Origin of the sequence: Acidovorax sp. Root267 (assembly GCF_001429215.1) — a bacterium.
Lineage (GTDB): Bacteria > Pseudomonadota > Gammaproteobacteria > Burkholderiales > Burkholderiaceae_C > Acidovorax > Acidovorax radicis.
Genome location: NZ_LMJC01000001.1, coordinates 104,355 through 122,912, shown reverse-complemented (window position 1 = coordinate 122,912; position 18,558 = coordinate 104,355). Strand labels below are relative to the sequence as shown.

Below are 18,558 nucleotides of genomic sequence, written 5' to 3'. Positions count from 1 at the left end.
TTTTTTACTTGTGCTCCCAATATCTCGGAGAGACCAGCGTCTTGATCGGGCAGCTGTTCGCTATTGGTGTGAATCCTGAGCCGACCTCGCAGCGAAACAGCGCACCCGGGTTGGTGGTGCCGCAGCGCGGGAAAAAAAGAGCGGCGCATCGCACCCACTCGCTTTCATTGAAGCGATCAATTAAAAGATAGTTGTTTATTGAAAATCATGATTAACTGCGTGCACTTATAAATATCAGGGAGTGGGCGCAGTGAAGAAACTAACCAGAAAATTCGCCTTTTTGCAGGCGCTTTGTTGCATCGGCCTGGCGTGGATTTTTCTCACTGCGGCTTCCTCGGCCCTCGCTGGGGCTCCCTTGGCACCCGCCTTCCAGCCCCCCGGTATCTTGTTCATCGAGAGCAATGTGGCCGACTACCAGCAGTTGATGGCGGAGGCCGGGGCGGATTTCGAGGTTGTGTTGCTGGATGCCCAGGCTGACGGCTTGCGCCAGATGGCCGATGTGTTGGCCGAGCGAAAGAATCTTGCAGCTGTGCATTTGATTTCGCACGGCACCAAGGGTGCACTGGGTTTGGGCTCCCTGACGCTTGACCGCCAGGCGCTGCGGGAGCGGGGAGCGGACTTGGCGCGCATTCGTGCGGCCTTTGGGAGCGGGACCGATCTGCTGTTGTACGGTTGTGAGGTAGCCCATGGCGCTGAGGGCCAGGAGTTCATAGCCATGTTGGCCGATGCCACCGGTGCGCGGGTGGCGGCGTCTACCAATTTCACTGGGGATGCCGAGCAAGGCGGCGACTGGCTGCTGGAGCGGCGTACTGGTCCGCTGCGCAGTGCGGTGCTGGCCTTTCCCTCCTATCGCCACGTGCTGCCTGCCGTAGCCGGCACCTTGTCGATCAATCCGACCCTCGCGGACAACACCTTCACGGTACCCAAGTTCCTCGACAGCAACCTGTCAGCCCAGATCCATTTCCCCAACATCGAATACGAGATTTACTTTGCTAACGTTGGCAACACACGCACTGGCGATGTCACAAACTACGACCTGACCGGTAGCGGCAGCAATTCCATGCTGGTCTTCGACACGTTCCTCCCAGTCGGAAGCCTGATTGTCAAAAGCCAGTTGCAACGTCTGTTCGGCATTGCGAGTTTCGTCATTCAGGATGCGCAGGTCATGGGAGCTACCTATACCGCGACCGGCTACATCGACGGTGTGGGCACGGGCGCTACGCATCCCTTCATGGCTCATCCCGGCGGAATCAGTAGCACCGTCAATCTGCCGCCGGCATTCAGGAATGTGGACGAAATCCGGATTACAAGCACCGGACACCCCAGTCAGCCTAATAAGTTGTGGCAGGAAGGTTTCAACAACTTCGTGTTCACAGAGCCCACCGGCAACGCCGACTTGAGTGCCCTGTCGGCGTCGTCCGGCGGCTTTTCATTCTTGGCCGCCACAACCAGCTACGGCTTTGCGGTCACCAACGCAGTGACCAGCACCACTGTCACGCCCACCATAGACACGCCCGGCGCGACCATCACGGTGAACGGCGTATCTGTGACCAGCGGCGCTGCTTCGGGTGCGATCGCGTTGAACGTCGGCTCCAACACCATCACCACCGTCGTCACGGCCCTCGACGGGAGCACCACCAAGACCTACACCATCACCGTCACGCGCGACGCTCCACCCTCGAGCAATGCCGACCTGAGCAACCTAGCGCTTTCGGCAGGTACTTTGAACCCCGTGTTCGCCTCGGGCACCACCTCCTACACGGCCAGCGTGCCCTTCACTACAACGTCGCTCACCGCCACGCCCACCGTGGCCGACGCCACTGCCAGCGTCACCGTCAACGGGGTCGCTGTCACCAGCGGCAATGCGTCGGGGGCCATTGCGTTGGCAGTGGGCTCCAACACGATTACCACCGTCGTGACCGCCCAGGACGGCACCACGACCAGCACCTACACCGCCACGGTCACCCGCGCCGCCGCGTCGGGCAACAACCAACTGGGCGCGCTGTCGCTTTCAAGCGGGACCCTGGCCCCGGTGTTTGCCTCGGGCACCACCGGCTACACGGCCAGCGTGGGCAATGCCACCACGTCGCTGACCGTCACTCCGACCGTGGCCGACGCCACTGCGAGCGTTACCGTCAATAGCGTGGCCACCACCAGCGGCAACGCCTCGGGCGCGATTGCGCTGAACGTCGGCAGCAACACCATCACCGTCGCCGTCACCGCGCAGAACGGCACGCCGCTGAGCTACACCGTGACCGTGACCCGGGCCGGGTCGTCCAATGCCGACTTGTCTGCGCTGTCGCTGTCCAGCGGCACCTTGGCGCCTGTGTTTGCAGCTGGCACCACCAGCTACACGGCCAGCGTCAGCAACGCCACCACCTCGCTCACCGTGACCCCGACCGTGGCCGCCGGTACCGCTAGCGTCACCGTGAACGGTGTGGCCACGACCAGCGGCAATGCCTCGGGCGCGATTGCGCTGAATGTGGGCAGCAACACCCTGACCACGGTCGTTACGGCCCAGGATGGCACCACGACCAAGACGTATACCGTCACCGTGACCCGTGCCGCGTCGTCCAACGCTGACTTGTCTGCGCTGAGCCTCTCTAACGGCACCCTGAGCCCGGTGTTCGCGTCGGGCACGACGGGCTATGTCGCCTCCATCGCGGCCGGCACCTCCAGCCTTACCGTCACCCCCACCGCGGCCGCGGGCACCTCCAGCATCACCGTCAACGGGGTGGCTGTCACCAGCGGGGCCGCCTCGGGTGCCATCGCGATGAACCCGGGCAGTAACACGGTCACCATCGTCGTCACCGCCCAGAACAGCGCGACCAAAAGCTACACCGTGACCATCACGCGCGCGCTGCCTTCGGGTAACGCTGATCTGTCTGCGCTGTCCCTGTCCAACGGCACCTTGGCGCCTGCCTTTGCCGCTGGCACCATCAGCTACACGGCCAGTGTCGGCAACGGCACCACCTCACTCACCGTGACGCCCACCGTGGCCGATGCCACTGCCAGCGTCACAGTGAACGGCGTGGCCACCACCAGCGGAAATGCCTCGGGCGCGATTGCGCTGGCGGTGGGTGCCAACACCATTACCACCGTCGTGACAGCGCAGGACGGCACCACCACCAAGACCTACACCGTGACGGTGACGCGGGCGGGATCGGGCGACGCCAACCTGTCGGCCCTGGCGTTGTCGGGCGGCAGCATCAGCCCGGCGTTTGCGCCGAGCACCACGGGCTACACGATGTCGATCGCGGCCGCGACCACCAGCATCGCCGTCACGCCGACGGTCAATGAGCCGAACGCCGCGGTGACGGTCAACGGCTTTGCCGTGGCCAGCGGCAATGCCTCCGGCGCCATCGCCATGAACACCGGTGCGAACACCGTCACGGTCGTGGTCACTGCGCAAAATGGCACCACCAAAACCTACACGGTCACCGTGACGCGTGCGGTCTCGTCGAATAACGACCTGGGCGCATTGTTGTTGTCGAGCGGCACCCTGAGCCCGGTATTCAGCGCGGCCCAGCAGAACTACACCGCTACCGTGCCCGACAGCTCCATCACCGTCACCCCGACCGTGGCCGATGGCAGTGCGAGTGTCATGGTCAACGGCGTTGCCACGCCCAGCGGCAACGCGTCGGCCCCCATTGCGCTGAACGTCGGCAACAACGTGGTCACTGTGCAAGTGACCGCCCAGAGCGGCTCCACCAAAAACTACACGGTCACCGTGACGCGTTCGCGGCCCACCACGGCGACGGGCATCAGCCCCACCGGAGGCGGCACGGTGAATGCCAGCCTGTCGGGGCCGGCGGGCTGCGGGTTTGACCAGGCGAATTTCATCCCTCGCACCGGAGGCGTGGGCTCGCCGCCTTCCGGGGGCACGGCCGGGTATGTGTTTCCCCAGGGCTTGTTCCATGTGATCGTCGGAGGTTGCCCCAATGGTGCCGCCGTGACCATCACGCTGACCTATCCGCAGCCGTTCCCATCCGGCGCCATGTACATGAAATACGGCCCTACTCCGAGCGAGGGCGCTCCCCACTGGTACCCGTTCCCCGCAGCGACGATCACCGGCAACACAGTCACGCTGGTACTTACGGACGGCGGCTTGGGGGATGATGATCTAGTGCTGAATGGCGCTATCCCGGATCCGGGCGGTGTGGCATTGGCCGCGGCCTCTACAGGGATTCCAACGCTTTCCCAGTGGGGTGTGCTGTTGTTGTCCTTGATGCTGGCTGCAATAGCCGTTCTGTGGACTGGTGCCCCGTCTCGTAAATAGCTGGTACTTATCGCGCGTACCAGTGAGGTATCTTTGAAACGGAGATACCGCGATGAGGACCGGCAGACCGAAGACTGAACTGGTGCTGTCGGATGAGGAGCGTTCGCAGCGGCTGTCGTTTGCTCGACGCCGCTCGCTGCCTGCGGTGGTAAGCAATCAAGGAGATTTTGAGAAACTATCAATCACACCGAAATGTGATAGTTATTCCACGTTCATATGATATTTTCTACCAGTGTCTGAGCCAGGGCGGGCGCCGTTGAGTATTTTCCAGTATCGATGGAAATATAGTTTCCCAATTTTGTGGTTCCATAATCAGAACGGCGGTGCAGCGTTGATTTTCGATCCGAAAGTGCTCCTTGGCCGGCGGCAAAAACCCATCCGCCTTCAAGGGTGGAACGCTCTGCTTGCTCGCGAATTTGCGCTACCCATGGCAATAAGGCTTGAAGATGGTTGAGAATGGAGCTCGATATGTCCTCAGCATTTTGGGAAACTAAATGAGGCTCCGGTGGTGAAATGTCAGGGCTGTCTACACGCAAACCATCGGGATACCAGGAGAGGTAAAAATCACGCCCGTTGTAGTTTTTTATGTCTCCGAATGGCCCGGTGGCGATGACAGCGCAAGGGGTATGAACCGGTTCTGCAGTGCGCAAGAAAAGCGATTGACGGTATCTGTTCGACCAAACTCCTGTCGGCTCTAGTCCCGCAGTTCGATCTATCGCCAAACGGCCTTGCCAGAGCGAGTTTATTACGTAATCGTATGGGCCAAATATGCCTGCGGAAGTCTCTATTTTCCACGTGCCGTTGATGCCCATCTCTGCGGGCCGTGCAGCCACGACACGGGTTCCCATAAATTGTTGAATCAATTTTTCAGCGCCCATCGCGGGTATAAACCGCTCGGCGACCCAATTGGTATCCACGGATCTTTCTGGAACCCGGAAACCTGCAACAATGTCTGGCGATGATGTGAAGCCAGCCAGTTCAGAAGAGCTCAGCTGGTGAACCCGACTTTCAGACGCATCTGCTAGATATCGCGCTGCATCCGGGTGAGATCGCACGCGTTCAACGACTTTCTCCATGTACGTCTTCATTTCCGATGCAGAAGTCACGGATTTGCGATGGCAAAAAAACAGGTCGTCTTCGGAGGTAATGGCTGGAGCGAGGGACGTGCCGATCAATTCCTCTATCAATGGACGAAATCTGAGACCGCCGGGAATGACGTGATCCGCCGTGCTTAGTGACGGATCTGCGCTGTAGAGGCATCCTAAGTGGATTTTTCCTTCGTTCCATCGACTCGCCGCACTGAACGGTTGTTCCGCCATATCGAAGATGGATACTTCGATCCCTTTGCGCGCAAAAAAAAGCGCTGCAGAGCAGCCCATGATTCCAGCGCCAAGGATGGCAATTCGGGGGGGATTTCGCATATGTATTAATTCCAGGTCGAGACATATGATCCGGGATCATAAGGTTCGCTGGCCAATACCAAAAGCGCGGAATTCGAGACCAAATAAGTCTGGCGGCACCACACGCCAGCACCTAATAGAAGACCTGGTCCCGCCGCCGCTAGCACAGTATCAACTTCTTCGTGCCCCTTTCTTAGCAAGAGGCCGATCTTTCCATGCAAGCAAATGAGCAGTTGTTCCCCGCTGCGGTGGCCATGCTCCCCCCGAATGGATCCGGTTGGGGCGTCTGTCACCGTGAATGCTCGGCGTGGCTTGAAGGGTAGGCTATCAAAATCGAGCGGCAGCAGATTGCCTCGCTCATCAGTGTAGGTGGGGAGATCAATGAAGCGGACTCGCCCTTCAAACCAGGTGGAACAGAGGGGTGAAGCGATGGTGTTCATCACTTTTCCTCTTTTTTCAGATCTGGATTGTTTTGGTAGAGCCATCTCGCCAAAGGGCTGGCGAGCGTCATTTTTTGCTCAGTAGTGAGGTCGGAAATCCAAATTTCGCGCATTATGGCGGCGTAGACTTCATAGAGTTGGCGTTTGGAAAATTCCCAGCCGCGGGATAAACTGCCCGGCTTATAATACTTATAACACAGAGTTTGGGAAACGCGTGCGAATTCTCCCAGCAAGCTCATATGGAACAGCCAAGGCCAATCTGCGGAAAATTCTCCTGCGCGATGGGTTTTAAGACCGTTGATTTGTCGCGCTTGTTTGAGGCGAAATAGCCCTCGATTGGGCACCCACCATTTGTTATTTCCACTCATCATGAGTGCACCCCGTTGGACCGGGTCACGAACACCCTCAAGCTCAGTGAATACCCAGTGCTCTTGAGTTCCGTTGGTATTTGTAAGATGCACGTCCGAATAACTCATGACAACCTCTGGCCGCATGTCCAGCACTTCTGCCAGCAGCCTGATGTATTCGGGTTTTAGGATGTCATCGTGAAACGCAAACAGTACATAATCCGCGTCGGTCTGATCCAACAAAAAGTTGCAGTTGCCCACGTACCCTAGCCGATGCGGTTGCAAGATCACCCTGAAGCGTGAGTCTTTCTGAGCATGCGCCATGCAAATCTCATAAGTTGAATCACTGCATTTATCGACAGAGACGACAACTTCCAGGTGAGGGTAAGTCTGCGCGGAGAGACAGTCGAGGGTTGCTTGGATGAATGCCGCAGATTGCCACGCCGGGACAAGCGCGGCCACTTTCGAGGGCTTTGGACTAGGTTGCATGGGCTTGGTAAAGTGAACTCCAATTCCCAGTGTAGTAGACCTAGATGGGGTCGTTGAGGGGTCGGCAAGCCCACGTCGCGCTGGCCGCTTGCGTGCATGCCACAGCGGAGTCGGGTGGGCAAATTCGGGATATAGCGCGATATGCCAACAGTCTGAATACCTCCCGGAAACCGCTTGCATCCGTCGCTTGCGGTCTCCCCTTCATGGCCATCAAAACCGGTACGTCGATGTCAACGTATACGTCCGCGCCTGCCCGTAGAAGCAATCGCCCCGTGCCAGGCACTGGGTGATGTGCACCTTGTCCGCCAGGTTGACTACGTTGAAGGCCACGCGCCAGTCGCCGGCGTCGTACGCCACCATGGCATCGGCTAGCGTGGCGGCCGGGGTGCTGATGGCGCTGGTGCCGCTCCACTGCGAGCCGGTGTAGCGCACGCCGGCGCCCACTGTCCAGCCGCCGCGGCCTTCGCTGGCGAAGCGGTGGCTCAGCCAGGTCGAAGCCGTGTGGCGAGGGGTGCTCGCCACGGGCAGGCCCTGGTCGCCGGTGTTGCTGCGGCTGATCTTGGCATCAGTGAAGGCATAGCCCACGGTCCAGTCCCAGTTGCGGGCGAGGCTGGCGGTCATCTCGGCCTCGAAGCCCTTGACCTTCACTTCGCCGATCTGCAGGCTGTTGAGCGGGTTGGTCGGGTCGGTGGTCTTGCGGTTCTTCTCCCGCAACTGGTAGACGGCGGCAAAGGCGCTGATGCCCTGGCCCGGGGGCTGCCATTTCACGCCGGCCTCCCATTGTTCGCCGCGCTGGGGCTTGAAGGGGACGCCGAAAAGGTTGGCGCCACCCAGGGGCTGGAAGGATTCGGAATAGCCCGCATAGGGTGCCCATCCGCCATCCATCTGGTAGGTCACGCCAGCGCGCTTGGTCCAGGCATTGTCGTCTGCCGCTGCTGCGGGGCGGCCTTCGGTGTCGCTCTTGGCGTTGTCGTGGCGCAGGCCCAGCGTGGCCGTGAAGCGGCCCCACTTGATCTGGTCCTGGGCGTAGAAGCCCAGCTGGCGCTGCTCCACGCTGGGCACGCGTGCCAGGGCCGATGCCGATGGCGCCGTGAAGTTGCCGTAGACGGGGTTGTACACGTCGATGGCGGGCGCCACAGACCTCCAGCTTTGCTGGCCCCAGTGGTTGCGCTGCACGTCCAGGCCGCCCAGCACGGTGTGCTCGGTGTCACCCCAGCGCAGCTTGCCTTCGACCTGGGTATCGACCAGCAGCATGCGTGCGGTGCCCAGTGTCCACGATGCGTCGCGCAGCACGGTGCGGTTGTCCGCGTTGAACACGGGGCGCGCGGGGCGGCCCAGCGCGGCGTTGGCGGCAAAGCTGGTGTACAGCGTGCGGTAGTCCACCTCGCTCACGCTGCGGCGCAGGTTCTGGCGCACGGTCCAGGCGCTGTCGATTTGGTGGCTGAACAGGTAGCCCCAGGAGGTGCTTTCGGAGTTGTAGCGGTCCCAGCCCGGCTCGCTGATGAAGGTGGAGGTGGGGATCTGGCCGTAACGGTTGGGCAACTGCGTGCCCTGCCAGGGGAAGAAGCCGATCAGCGATCCGCTCTTGTCCTTCTGGTGCGTGAACTGTAGCGTGAGCGAGGTGGCGGCGCTGGGCTTCCAGGTCACGGTGGGGGCGATCACCAGGCGGTCATCGCGCACGTGGTCCACCTGTGTGTCGCTGTCGCGGCCCACGGCCACCAGGCGGTAGAGCCACTGGCCGTCTTCGGTGAGTTTGCCAGTCATGTCTGCGGCGATCTGCTTGCGCGCATGGTTGCCCAGCTGCACCTGCACCTCGCGCAGCGGCTCGGCCTGCGGGCGTTTGCTGGTGAGGTTGAGTACGCCACCCACACTGCCCTGGCCGTACAGCACCGACGAGGGGCCGCGCAAGAACTCCACGCGCTCCAGCGTGTATGGATCGGGCCGCGTGTCGTTCCAGTAGCCGATGAAGCGCACCATGCCGTCCAGGTACTGCGTCACGTCGCCGCCGCGCGCCTTGAAGGTGTCCTGGCGGCTGTCGAAGTAGTTGGACACGGCACCTGCCGTGTAAGCCGTCACCTGGCGCAGCGTTTGCACACCCTGGGCCTCCATTTGGTCGCGGGTGATCACGCTGATGGCCTGCGGCGTTTCGATGAGCGGCGTGTCGGTCTTGGTGGCGCTGAGCGCACGTTTTGCCACAAAGCCCGTGACGGGCGCCGTGGGGTTTTTCTGTTCAGTGCCCGCATTGACGGTGACAGGGGCGAGCGCCTTTTCCGCAGTGGGTTCGGTGGTGCCAGGGGCTGTGGCCTGCTGCGCGTGGGCGGCGCCACACAGGGCCAGCAAGGCCGCATGTGCGATGGCGGTGCGGTAGACGGTGATGCCAGGTGTCATGGTGCTGTTTCTCTGATCATTGAAAAAGGGTGTCAGTCCCGAAGGCGCCAGGTCGTGTCATCGCGCACCTCGCTTCGGGCTATCCACTGAAGTGGTCAGGCTGTGGGGTGGAGGCGCTTGGCCCTCAGAACGTGTAGTCCAGCGACACCTGCAAGCTGCGTGGCGTGCCCGGCACGACGGAGCCAAAGCCCGCTGCGGTGGTCGTTCCGTCCAGGTAGTAGCGGCGGTTGCCCGCGTTCTTCAGGTTGGCCTGCAGCCGCACGCCACCCGCAAACTGGTAGCCCACGGCCAGGTCGACCACGGTGTAGCCCGGCAGGCGCCACTTGTTGTCGTTGGCGATGAACTTGTCGCCCTGGTGCACCAGGCCGCCACCCACCCACAGGCCGGGCAGTTGCGGCAGGCGGTACTGCGTCCACAGCGATGCGTTGCGGCGCGTGGCCAGCGCGACGCGGTTGCCCACGTTGGCCCCGGCGGTGGTGTCGGCCAGCACCTTGGGGTTTTGGAAGCTCGCATTGGCCGTCACCGTCCAGCCAGGGGTGATGCGGCCTTGCAGCTCCAGCTCCACGCCCTTGATGCGCTGGCGCGCGGTCAGCACCGAGTAGCCGGGGTGTTGCGGGTCGGTGGCGGGCGCGTTGGTCAGCTCCAGGTCGAAGGCCGACACCGTGGTCATCAGGCGCTTGTCCAGCCATTCCTGCTTCCAGCCCACTTCCAGCTGCTTGCCTTCGGAGGGCGGCGCGGCGCGGTCGCCCCAGATCAGCGTGCCCGAGTTGGCCTGGAACGAGCGTGCGTAGCTGGTGTACACCATGCTGCCCGGGCGCAGTTCCCAGCTCAGGGCGGCGCTGGGCTGGGTCTGGCTCAGGTCGGTGACGGGCGCGGTGTAGGCGTCCTTGAACTTGTCATGGCGCAGGCCCAGCAGCAGGCCGAAGTCGCCCAGCACCATGCGGTCCTGCACGAACACGCCGGTGTTGCGGGCGTCGGAGGAGAGCTTGCCCACCCCGGTGGAGGCCACGGGTGGCACCAGGCCTGCGACGGGGTTGTAGAGATCGATGGCGCCCAGGTTGCCTGTGGTGCGCGCGCCGTAGAAGCCCGCAATGGCGCGCCAGTCCAACCCCGCCAGCATCGTGTGTTTTACCGCGCCGGTTTGCAGCTGCGCGCGCAGTTCGGCCAGCGCGGTGTCCGACGTGTATTTTTGTCCCGGCGCCATCCAGTAGGTGCGTGGCACGCGGCCGTTGGCCGCCGGGCCCATGGGCGACACGATGTTCACGTTGCGAAAGGTCTCGTTGCGCGACAGGTGCACGCGGGCTTCCAGCTGGTCCGTCAAACGGTGCTGCAGCTCGGTGGAGTAAAAGCGCAGATGGCCGTCGGTCTTCAACCAGGGCTCGCCGTAGAACGCGCCCACCGGCAGCACGTCGGCGCTGCGTGGATTCTTGGGGTCTGGCACCGCCAGACCGGAGGTGGAGGTGCCGTCGATGCTTTGGGTCTCCGCCTGCGCGCGCCAGACGGTGTCGGGCGTGACCTGCCACTCCAGGCTGCCTGCAATGCCTTGCTTGCGCGGGGTGTTGCCATCCACAAAACTGCCGCCCCGGCTGGCGCCGCCGTCGAGCCGGTAGCGCAGCGTTCCATCGGCGTTGAGCGGGCCGGTCAGGTCGAACTCGGCGCTGCGCCAGCCGTGGCTGCCGGCGCCGATCTTGATGGTGCGCAGCGGGTCGGCCTGGGGACGCTTGCTCACGTAGTTGACCAGGCCGCCAGGCGCGACCTGGCCGAACTCCAGCGCGGCGGGGCCCTTGATGACTTCGACCCGTTCGATGTTGAACAGCGGTGGGTCCAGCAGGTGGACGAACTTGGCGCCGTCGCGCAGGAAGTTGTAGGTGTTGTTGGCCCACAGCCCGCGGATGGAGAACTGCGAGTACGAGCCGTAGTACTCGCTGCGCGTGGCCACGCCCGAGGCATTGCGCAGCACGTCGCGCTCGGTGGTGGCCATCTGCTGCTCCAGCAGCGCGTTGTCGATCACGCTGACCGAGCGCGGTGTCTCCAGCACCGACAGGCCCAGGCGCGAACTGCTTTGCGCGCGCCGCGCGGGCGTGGCCGCCTCGCCTGCGGTGGAGTCGATGACGTCGACCTGGCGCAGGGAGGGAGCGGCTGTTGGAGCGTCGGCGGGTATGGGGGCCGGTGCGGGTGCTGTGCTGTTCTGCGCGAACGCGGTGCCGCACACAGCCAGCAGCGCGGCGTGCGCTATAGCGGTGCGCAAGAGATTGGGGTGAATCATGGCGCTATCGGATTAGTAGCTGTCAGCGCTTTTACATAAAGCGCTACAGCCCATTTTTAGTGATATGAATGCCAGCCGCCCGAGTGTGCCAAGGCAGTACCACGCGCCGCGAGAGGGCGGTGGTTTGTGCGGCTAGCGAATCGGCGGTGGCGTCAGCCGGGGCTCAGTGGGCCTTGGGCGGCTCGGGCAGGGCGGGCGACGCCATACCATCGGCCAGCACAAAGGTCAGCGTGGTCACGTAGCTGGCTTCGCCGTACTGCCCGCCCTGGGCTTCGCCGGGGGTCTTGTCGCTGTGCTTCACCTCGGCCACGTACTGGCCCTTCCAGGGGGTGACGAAGGTCACGGTGCCGTCTTCACCCGCCTCGGCTTCGCGCGTCCAGCCGGAGGGTGCTGCCAACTGCACCTTGGCCTTGGGCAGCGGCGCACCCTTGTAGACAACCTTCAGCTGACCGGGCTTGCCGGTGGGCACCAGGTCGAGCGGGGCGGTGGGCGCCACGGGCTGTGCCAGGCCGGCCACCCAGCGGGCCGAGGGCTGCCAGAACATCGCGGGCAGGTTGCGCTTGCTGCGGTCGATCAGCGGGTAGGTGGCGGCGGCGAACAGCGTGTCTGGCGTGCCGGTGGTGGTGTAGACAAAAGCGTCCTTGCCCAGCTGGCCTTCCGCGCGCTGGGTCGTGCTACCCGTGCGTTGTTCCAGTGCGGGCACGCCCTTGAACTGGTCCAGCCGGCCGGGCGAGGTCTCGCGCAGGTTCTCGTTGAACTCGCCAAAGTGCAGGCGCGCCTGGCCCCCGGCGTTTTCGAGCCAGACCTGGTGAGCATGGGCGGTGCTCACCGCAGTGAGGGCGGCGCAGGCCAGCAGGGCGGCCAGCAGCGGGGCTTGGAGGCGTTGGTTCGAGGACATGGACGATTTCCTTTCGGTGGTTTCAGTAACAACAAAAACAGCGGAGCGCAGGGCACCACGCCCCTGCGATGCAGGGGTGATAAACACTCATTTTTTGATAGCTGCCTGCGCTTGTTGGATAAGCGCTGGGTGGCTTTTTGACCCTAAATTTGGTCTGAACAGGGCCTGGGCGGCGTGGCGGCGGTGCCGCTTTAGAAGTCCACGCCTACGCTCAGCGACAACGTGCGCGGTGCACCCACCACCAGATAGCCCGAGCCGGGGTAGCCGCCCACCGAGGCCCAGTGGTTGCGGTTGGTCAGGTTGTCGATGCGGGCGCGCAGCGTGACGAGGCGGCCCTGCACTTCGGTGAGGTAGCGGGCACCCACGTCAAGCCGGTTCCAGCCAGGCACGCGCAGGGTGTTCGTGGCGTTGGCATAGCTGGCGCCGGTGTGCACCCAGCGGCCATCCACGGCCAGGCCCGGCACGCCGGGCACGTCCCACTCTGCACCCAGGTTGGCCTGCAGCTTGGGCACACCGATGACGCGCTGGCCGTCGGTGGCGGCAGCGCCGGTGGTCAGCTGCTTGGCGTCCAGCCAAGTCAGCCCGCCCAGCACGCGCAGGCCCTTGGTGGCCTCGCCCTGCAGTGCCAATTCCACGCCCTGGTGGCGGTCTTTGCCGCTGGTGCTGAAGAGGTTGGCCGCGCTCAAAAACGCGCGGGGCTTGGTGGTGGAAAACAGCGCCACGCTGCCGCCCACGCGGCCCGCGTCAAACTTCACGCCCACTTCCTTTTGTTTGGAGACATAGGGCGCCAGCATCTCGCCCCGGTTGGCCGCCGTGCTGGGCGCGGTCTGGCCCTGGCTCAGGCCTTCCACATAGTTGGCATACACCGACAGGCCCTTGTCCACCTTGTAGATGGCCGCGAGCAGCGGGCTGGTGCGGCTCTGGTCATAGCGGTCGGTCTGCACGGCGGTGCCGTAGGCGTAGTTGGCGATTTCGATTTTCTGGTGGCGCAGGCCGGCCGTGAGCAGCAGGCGGCTGTCCAGCAGCTGCACCGTGTCGCCCAGCGCAAAGCTGGTCAGGCGGGTGCTGCCCGTGCGTTGCGGGTGGGCCAGGTCGCCGCCGAAGAGGGTGTCGGCGCTAAAAGCCGGCAGGCCGGTGGCCACGGGGTTGTAGAGGTTGGTCGCCTGGGTGTTGCGCCAGTCCATGGCATAGGCGTTTTTCTTGTCGGCGCTGAAGTGCGACGCCACCGCCACCCATTCGTGGCCCACGCTGCCGGTCTGCAGCTTGCCACGCAGGCCCAGCTCGCCAGTGTTCACGCTGTCCTTGCGGGTGTTGTCAAAACGGTAGGTGGTGGCCGCGCCGCTGGCGGCGTTGGTCACCGTGAGGTTGGCCAGTGAATTGGCTTCTTCGCCACGGCGCGCGCCCGCCGCAGCCCAGGCCGTGGTGCTGGGCGACAGGTCCCACTCGCCACGCAGCGTGCCGAACACATCGCGTTCGTTGGAGTAGCTCCAGGGCTGGGCAAAGTTGGTCTGGTTGTCGGGCACGCTCGGCACCGTGGTCACAGCGCTGCCCAGCGTGACGTTGGTGCGGGTGTTCTTGAGCTTGTGGTCCTGCCAGCCTATGTCGCCGGACAGGCGCACGTCGCGGCTGCGCCAGTCCAGGCCCAAGGCCAGCAGGCCGAGCTGGACGTCTTCGCCATCGACCGCCGTCCCGCCGTTGCGGGCCGCCGCATTCACGCGGATGCCGGTGTTGCCATCCGGCCCAAAGCGGCGGGCAATGTCGGCCGCGATCTGTGTCTGGCCGCCGCTGGCCACGCCAAAGGTCACGCGGTTCAAGGGCTCGTTGGGCGCCCGCTTGGGCAGCAGGTTGATGCTGCCGCCCAGACCGCCGCCATTGGGGCTGGCGCCGTTCAAAAAGGCCGATGCGCCGCGCAGCACCTCCACGCGCTCGAACAGCTCGGTGGCAATGTATTGGCGCGGCAGCAGGCTGTACAGGCCGTTGTAGGCCGTGTCGTCCGAATCGAGGATGAAGCCCCGGATGAAGAACGCTTCCTGAAAATTGCCAAAGCCGCGTGCCACGCGCACCGTGGGGTCGTTTTGCAGCACATCGCCTACGCTGCGGGCATGGCGGTCCTGGATCAGTTCGTTGGTGTAGCTGGTGATGGAAAACGGCGTGTCCATCGCGTCCTTGGTGCCCAGGATGCCGGCACGCCCACCGCGCGCCACCTGGCCACCGGGGTAGGCGGGCGACAGGCCCTGCGCCGATGCATCGGCGCTGGCGTTGACCGTGACGGTGGACAGGGCCTTGCCCTCTGGCTCGGTGCCACTGGCCGCCGCTTGCGCCCAAGCGGCAGGCGCGGCCAGTGCGAAGAGCAACGCGGCGGCCAGGGCGGCCGGGGTCAGGGCAGGGGGGCGTGGGGAATGGGTGTTGCGCATGGCGTGGTGAAGGTGCTGGCGGTGTTCAGGGTGGCGTGGCTCTGGTGCCCGTTTCGGTTGTTTCGGTGTGGGGTTGGCCGTGGGCTCCCTGGGCGGCGGCCGCAGGCTGTGTGTGGGGCCAGCAGTGCCAGCCCATCACCGCCACCGGAATGCCCAGGCCCACCCACGACCACCAGTCGCCCCAGGTGTCGGACACGAGGGCGGTGATCAGGCCCGTGGTGGTGAGCACGCCCATCACGATGGGCCCGCCCCACAGCGACCAGAACGGGCTCGGCTTCATGCGCGGCCCTCCGTGTGGGGCAGCGGGCTGCCGGTGCGCGCTGCAGCTGTTGTCGGCAGGCTGGTGTGGCCTTGCACGGTGGCGGCCGCGGTGGTGGTGCTGGTAGTGGCGTTGCTGGTGCTGCCCGCCTGCACGCCCTTGCGCAGCCACAGGTACAGCCCGCTGCCCAGCACCACGATGGTGGCAATGTCGAGCAGCGCCCACAGGATCTTCATCGGCATGCCACCGTAGTCGCCAAAGTGCAGCGGCTGCGACACCAGCAGCGCCGTCAGGTACCACGGCAGCTGGGGCGACGCGGTGACCTGCGCTGTGCGCGCATCCATCAGCACGGGCTTGAGCAGGCGGGAGGTGAGCGGCTCGTTGCCGCGCATGAAAAACGTGTTGTGGTGCGGGCTGGAGAACGCCGTGCCCGGGAACGCAATGAACGACAGCTTGGTGCCCGGCGCCTGCGCCTGTGCGGCCTCCAGCGCCTGCTGCAGCGGGCCGCGCTCTGTGGCGGGCACGATGGGCTGGCCTTCATAGGGTTTGAGCAGCACCGAGAGCTGGTCGTACTGCCAGTACTTGATGAGCAGGTCCGCCCACGTGTTGATCATGCCCGTGCCGCCCACCACAAACGCCCACACCAGCGTGACGATGCCCAGCAGGTTGTGCAGGTCCAGCCACTTCACGCGCGTGGATCGGTCACGCCGCACCTCGCCAAACGCGAGCTTGCGCATGAACGGCGCATACAACACCACCCCGGTGACGATGGCCACCAGCAGCAGCAAGCCCATGAAGCCCAGAAACAGCTTGCCCGGCAGGCCCGCGAACAGGTCCACATGCAGCTTGAACATCACGTACATGAAGCCCTCGTCAAAACGCGGCTGCGCCAGCACCTGGGCCGTGCGCGCATCCACCGCCACGGATCGGAAATCATCGGTGGGCGCCGGTGTGGGTGTGAGCGTGACGAACCAGACGTTGTCATCGTCCTCCGCATGCGATGCGAACTGCACCACGCGCTCGGGGTGCAATGCGTGCGCAGTGGCCAGCACCTTGTCGAGGCTGGCGCGCGGTGTGCTGGCGGGCATGGCGGGCGCCTCGACCTCGGTACCCAGCAGGTGGCCTATTTCGTGGTGAAAGATCAGCGGCAGGCCCGTGAGGCACAACAGCAGCATGAAGACGGTGCACACCAGGCTGGACCACTTGTGGGTCCAGCTCCAGCGGCGCAGGGCGGTGGGGCTCAGCATGGTCCGGGGGTGGGGCGGCAGGGGCTGGGCTGGCACACATCCACACGGCCGGCCCACAGCGCGGGGGCAGCGATGACAGCAGCAGGAGGAGTGAAAAGGTGGTTCAAGCCAGACAACCCGAAAACATCGAAGGACGGTGGGTGCTGGCTGCAGCCTTAGAGCAGGTCTAAGGGGGAGGCTGTGGCTTGCGTATACCTAATTTTACATTGCAAATAGGAATTGTTTGTATTCGTAATGGTGGCGGGGCTGGGTGTGTTGGGAAAAAGCCCGATCCCGTGGTGCGGGGAATGGTCTTTTTTGGGGCCGGGCATCGCGCGGAGAACGCGCAGGGTTCAGGGCAGGGGGCTTGTGGAAGAAGCCCTTGGCAGTGGCGGCCGCCGGTATCGTGTGTGCAGATTCGGGCGCTGCATGGGGCCACAGGCGGCGATGGCCATCGCATTCCCAGGCCGTATCGGTTCCATTCGTTCGGCCGGCGGGCAGCCCGCAAGTGGGCCCTCCAGCGCGCAACCTGCGCCCGCTTGCAGGCTATAGTCCCTTGGACCCAGCGTGCCGGTTTTGCAGGATCTTTGTGCCTGGGCATTGAACCAGTGCATTGGCTGCGAAGCCAGGCTGCGAGCCGCTTTCAGGAGAGTTCCGTGTCCACGATATCCCGCGCCGTTGAGCCTGTCGCGCACGCATCTGCGGTATGCATGGGTGCCTTGCGTCAAGCGCTGCACATGGCTGCCTTGCCAGGGCTCGCTGTTCTGGCCATTCTGTGTATGGGCAATGCATATGCCGCAGACGGAAATACATCTGCAGAGCAGAAGGCCAGGCTCGCAATAGTCCCCGAGTTTCGGCATCTCGACTTTGTCTTGGCCGCCGCAGAAGGCGACTTGAACGGCGACGGCGTTCCCGACCGGGCTATGCTGCTGATGGGGCGCAAAGGAGAAGGCCCGAAAGAGGAGCGGCTGTTCGTCCTGACCGGAAGGGCAGATGGCAGCTATCAGGTGCTCTCGATGTCCGGCGAGTTCTGCCACCCCAGCAAGTTCTACAACCTGGACATTAAAAACAACGCGTTGTTCGTTCAGGCGGTCTACTACGCAGACGCCGCCCGGTTCTCGGGCTTCACGCTGCAGTTCCGCTACAACGCCAAGACCAAAGACCTGGAACACATCGGCGAGCAGCAGGACGACGAAGACTACTCCAGCAACTCCTCCTACCGAGTGAGCCTCAACTACCTGACCAACGCCGCCATTCATTCGCGGCGTGTTGGAAAGAAGTACAAGGAGGCTAGAGGCCGGATCACCGATGCTCCGGGCGTGCTGCCTTTGAACGGGTTTGTCTGCGAAGGCTATGGCATGACGAGTTCTTCTGTCTACCTTGATGACAGTTTCAAGGTGCACAAGAAGGGCGGTACGCCGCCATGATGCGAAGCGGGTTTGTCATACGGACCCGCAATGGCGGTCAGCATGATCGCGGCTCTTCAATGACGAGTGCGCTGCCGCAGCCCATTCATGGCCAACGTCAGACACCTACAGTTCCAGCTCCCATGCTTGCCTCCGCTCGCTTCCAGCTCCGCCCCTTCGTTGAATCCGATCTCCCTGCCTTCGTCGAGGCCGTTCTGGAGTCCACCGCCACCGTCGGGAAGTGGATGTCCTGGGCCCATGCCGACTACACAACCGCCGATGCTGCATCCTGGTTTGCGCATTGCAAGGCCGAGCGGGAGACTCACTCAACCAATCCAGTCTGAGCGCATATCAATGTCGAAACCACGCTTACTACTCGTTCTTTGGCTAGGTCTCTCGGTGTGTGCCGGAGTTTTCCTGTGGCTAGGGCATCCCGAGGGTCTACTCCGCTGGCTACTCCTTGCAATGTTTGCTCCACCGGCCTATCTCCTGCTTAGCGCGGCCGGAGAGCTCCTAGGACTTGCCTACTCCCGTTTGCCAGGTATCCGCCATGGGAACGAGTTTGTTGAGCAAAGAACCAGACAGCGTTCGATCTCGGGGCTTCGTGTGTTGTGGTATTCCGTTTCTACGCTTGTTTTCATTGCATTGGTTGCCGCAGTCACATGGGTTGTCCGCGCGCATTCCTAGCCAAAAGTGAATGCCACACAACAATCCATCTGTCGGTAAAGAGCGGCTTTTCCCCTTCA

General features: G+C 63.4%; 11 protein-coding genes. 2 read left to right on the top strand and 9 right to left on the bottom strand.

Features of this window, described 5'->3' with window-relative positions; all coding sequences use genetic code 11:
* Positions 1–355: 355 nt before the first annotated feature.
* Positions 356–4,279 (top strand): IPTL-CTERM sorting domain-containing protein, encoded by a 3,924-nt coding sequence (locus ASE39_RS00485; protein WP_057269867.1) that lies wholly within the window; start codon positions 356–358, stop codon positions 4,277–4,279.
* 212 nt (positions 4,280–4,491) lie between these two features.
* Here the strand turns inward: ASE39_RS00485 and ASE39_RS25540 are convergent, their stop codons facing one another.
* From ASE39_RS25540 to ASE39_RS00450, 9 genes are all read right to left on the bottom strand, one after another.
* Positions 4,492–5,700, bottom strand: coding sequence for an FAD-dependent oxidoreductase (locus ASE39_RS25540; protein WP_082615275.1), 1,209 nt, complete (start codon positions 5,698–5,700; stop codon positions 4,492–4,494).
* A 5-nt stretch (positions 5,701–5,705) separates the two neighbouring features.
* Positions 5,706–6,119 carry an FdtA/QdtA family cupin domain-containing protein gene (locus ASE39_RS25535; protein ID WP_158004228.1) on the bottom strand — a complete coding sequence of 138 codons (414 nt, stop codon included), beginning with the start codon at positions 6,117–6,119 and terminating at the stop codon, positions 5,706–5,708.
* Positions 6,119–6,955, bottom strand: a complete 837-nt coding sequence (locus ASE39_RS00480) for a glycosyltransferase family 2 protein (protein ID WP_158004227.1) — start codon at positions 6,953–6,955, stop codon at positions 6,119–6,121. The genes ASE39_RS25535 and ASE39_RS00480 overlap by 1 nt, the downstream gene beginning before the upstream one ends.
* Before the next feature lie 210 nt (positions 6,956–7,165).
* Positions 7,166–9,343 carry a TonB-dependent siderophore receptor gene (locus tag ASE39_RS00475; protein ID WP_010464045.1) on the bottom strand — a complete coding sequence of 726 codons (2,178 nt, stop codon included), beginning with the start codon at positions 9,341–9,343 and terminating at the stop codon, positions 7,166–7,168.
* A 124-nt stretch (positions 9,344–9,467) separates the two neighbouring features.
* Complete coding sequence (locus ASE39_RS00470; protein ID WP_010464046.1) at positions 9,468–11,609, bottom strand: TonB-dependent siderophore receptor; 2,142 nt, start codon at positions 11,607–11,609, stop codon at positions 9,468–9,470.
* Positions 11,610–11,772: 163 nt separating this feature from the next.
* Positions 11,773–12,507 (bottom strand): TonB-dependent receptor, encoded by a 735-nt coding sequence (locus ASE39_RS00465; RefSeq protein WP_010464047.1) that lies wholly within the window; start codon positions 12,505–12,507, stop codon positions 11,773–11,775.
* Between the two features lie 191 nt (positions 12,508–12,698).
* The gene (locus ASE39_RS00460; RefSeq protein WP_140426651.1) at positions 12,699–14,921 is read right to left on the bottom strand and encodes a TonB-dependent receptor; all 2,223 of its coding nucleotides are present in this window, start codon (positions 14,919–14,921) and stop codon (positions 12,699–12,701) included.
* A 25-nt stretch (positions 14,922–14,946) separates the two neighbouring features.
* The gene (locus tag ASE39_RS00455; protein WP_010464049.1) at positions 14,947–15,201 is read right to left on the bottom strand and encodes a hypothetical protein; all 255 of its coding nucleotides are present in this window, start codon (positions 15,199–15,201) and stop codon (positions 14,947–14,949) included.
* On the bottom strand, positions 15,198–16,424 hold the full coding sequence (locus ASE39_RS00450; RefSeq protein WP_242421354.1) for a PepSY domain-containing protein: 1,227 nt from the start codon (positions 16,422–16,424) through the stop codon (positions 15,198–15,200). Before ASE39_RS00450 ends, ASE39_RS00455 begins: the two co-directional genes overlap by 4 nt.
* Before the next feature lie 638 nt (positions 16,425–17,062).
* Between ASE39_RS00450 and ASE39_RS00445 the strand changes: the two genes are divergently transcribed.
* Positions 17,063–17,833: a hypothetical protein gene (locus tag ASE39_RS00445; RefSeq protein ID WP_139019204.1), complete on the top strand. Its 771-nt coding sequence runs from the start codon at positions 17,063–17,065 to the stop codon at positions 17,831–17,833.
* Positions 17,834–18,558 lie beyond the last annotated feature (725 nt).

What these genes read in the sequence shown, in the direction of transcription:
- ASE39_RS25540 (WP_082615275.1), bottom strand. Translation starts at nt 5,700, where the DNA reads ATGCGAAATCCCCCCCGAATTGCCATCCTTGGCGCTGGAATCATGGGC.
- ASE39_RS25535 (WP_158004228.1), bottom strand. Translation starts at nt 6,119, where the DNA reads ATGAACACCATCGCTTCACCCCTCTGTTCCACCTGGTTTGAAGGGCGA.
- ASE39_RS00480 (WP_158004227.1), bottom strand. Translation starts at nt 6,955, where the DNA reads ATGCAACCTAGTCCAAAGCCCTCGAAAGTGGCCGCGCTTGTCCCGGCG.
- ASE39_RS00475 (WP_010464045.1), bottom strand. Translation starts at nt 9,343, where the DNA reads ATGACACCTGGCATCACCGTCTACCGCACCGCCATCGCACATGCGGCC.
- ASE39_RS00470 (WP_010464046.1), bottom strand. Translation starts at nt 11,609, where the DNA reads ATGATTCACCCCAATCTCTTGCGCACCGCTATAGCGCACGCCGCGCTG.
- ASE39_RS00465 (WP_010464047.1), bottom strand. Translation starts at nt 12,507, where the DNA reads ATGTCCTCGAACCAACGCCTCCAAGCCCCGCTGCTGGCCGCCCTGCTG.
- ASE39_RS00460 (WP_140426651.1), bottom strand. Translation starts at nt 14,921, where the DNA reads ATGCGCAACACCCATTCCCCACGCCCCCCTGCCCTGACCCCGGCCGCC.
- ASE39_RS00455 (WP_010464049.1), bottom strand. Translation starts at nt 15,201, where the DNA reads ATGAAGCCGAGCCCGTTCTGGTCGCTGTGGGGCGGGCCCATCGTGATG.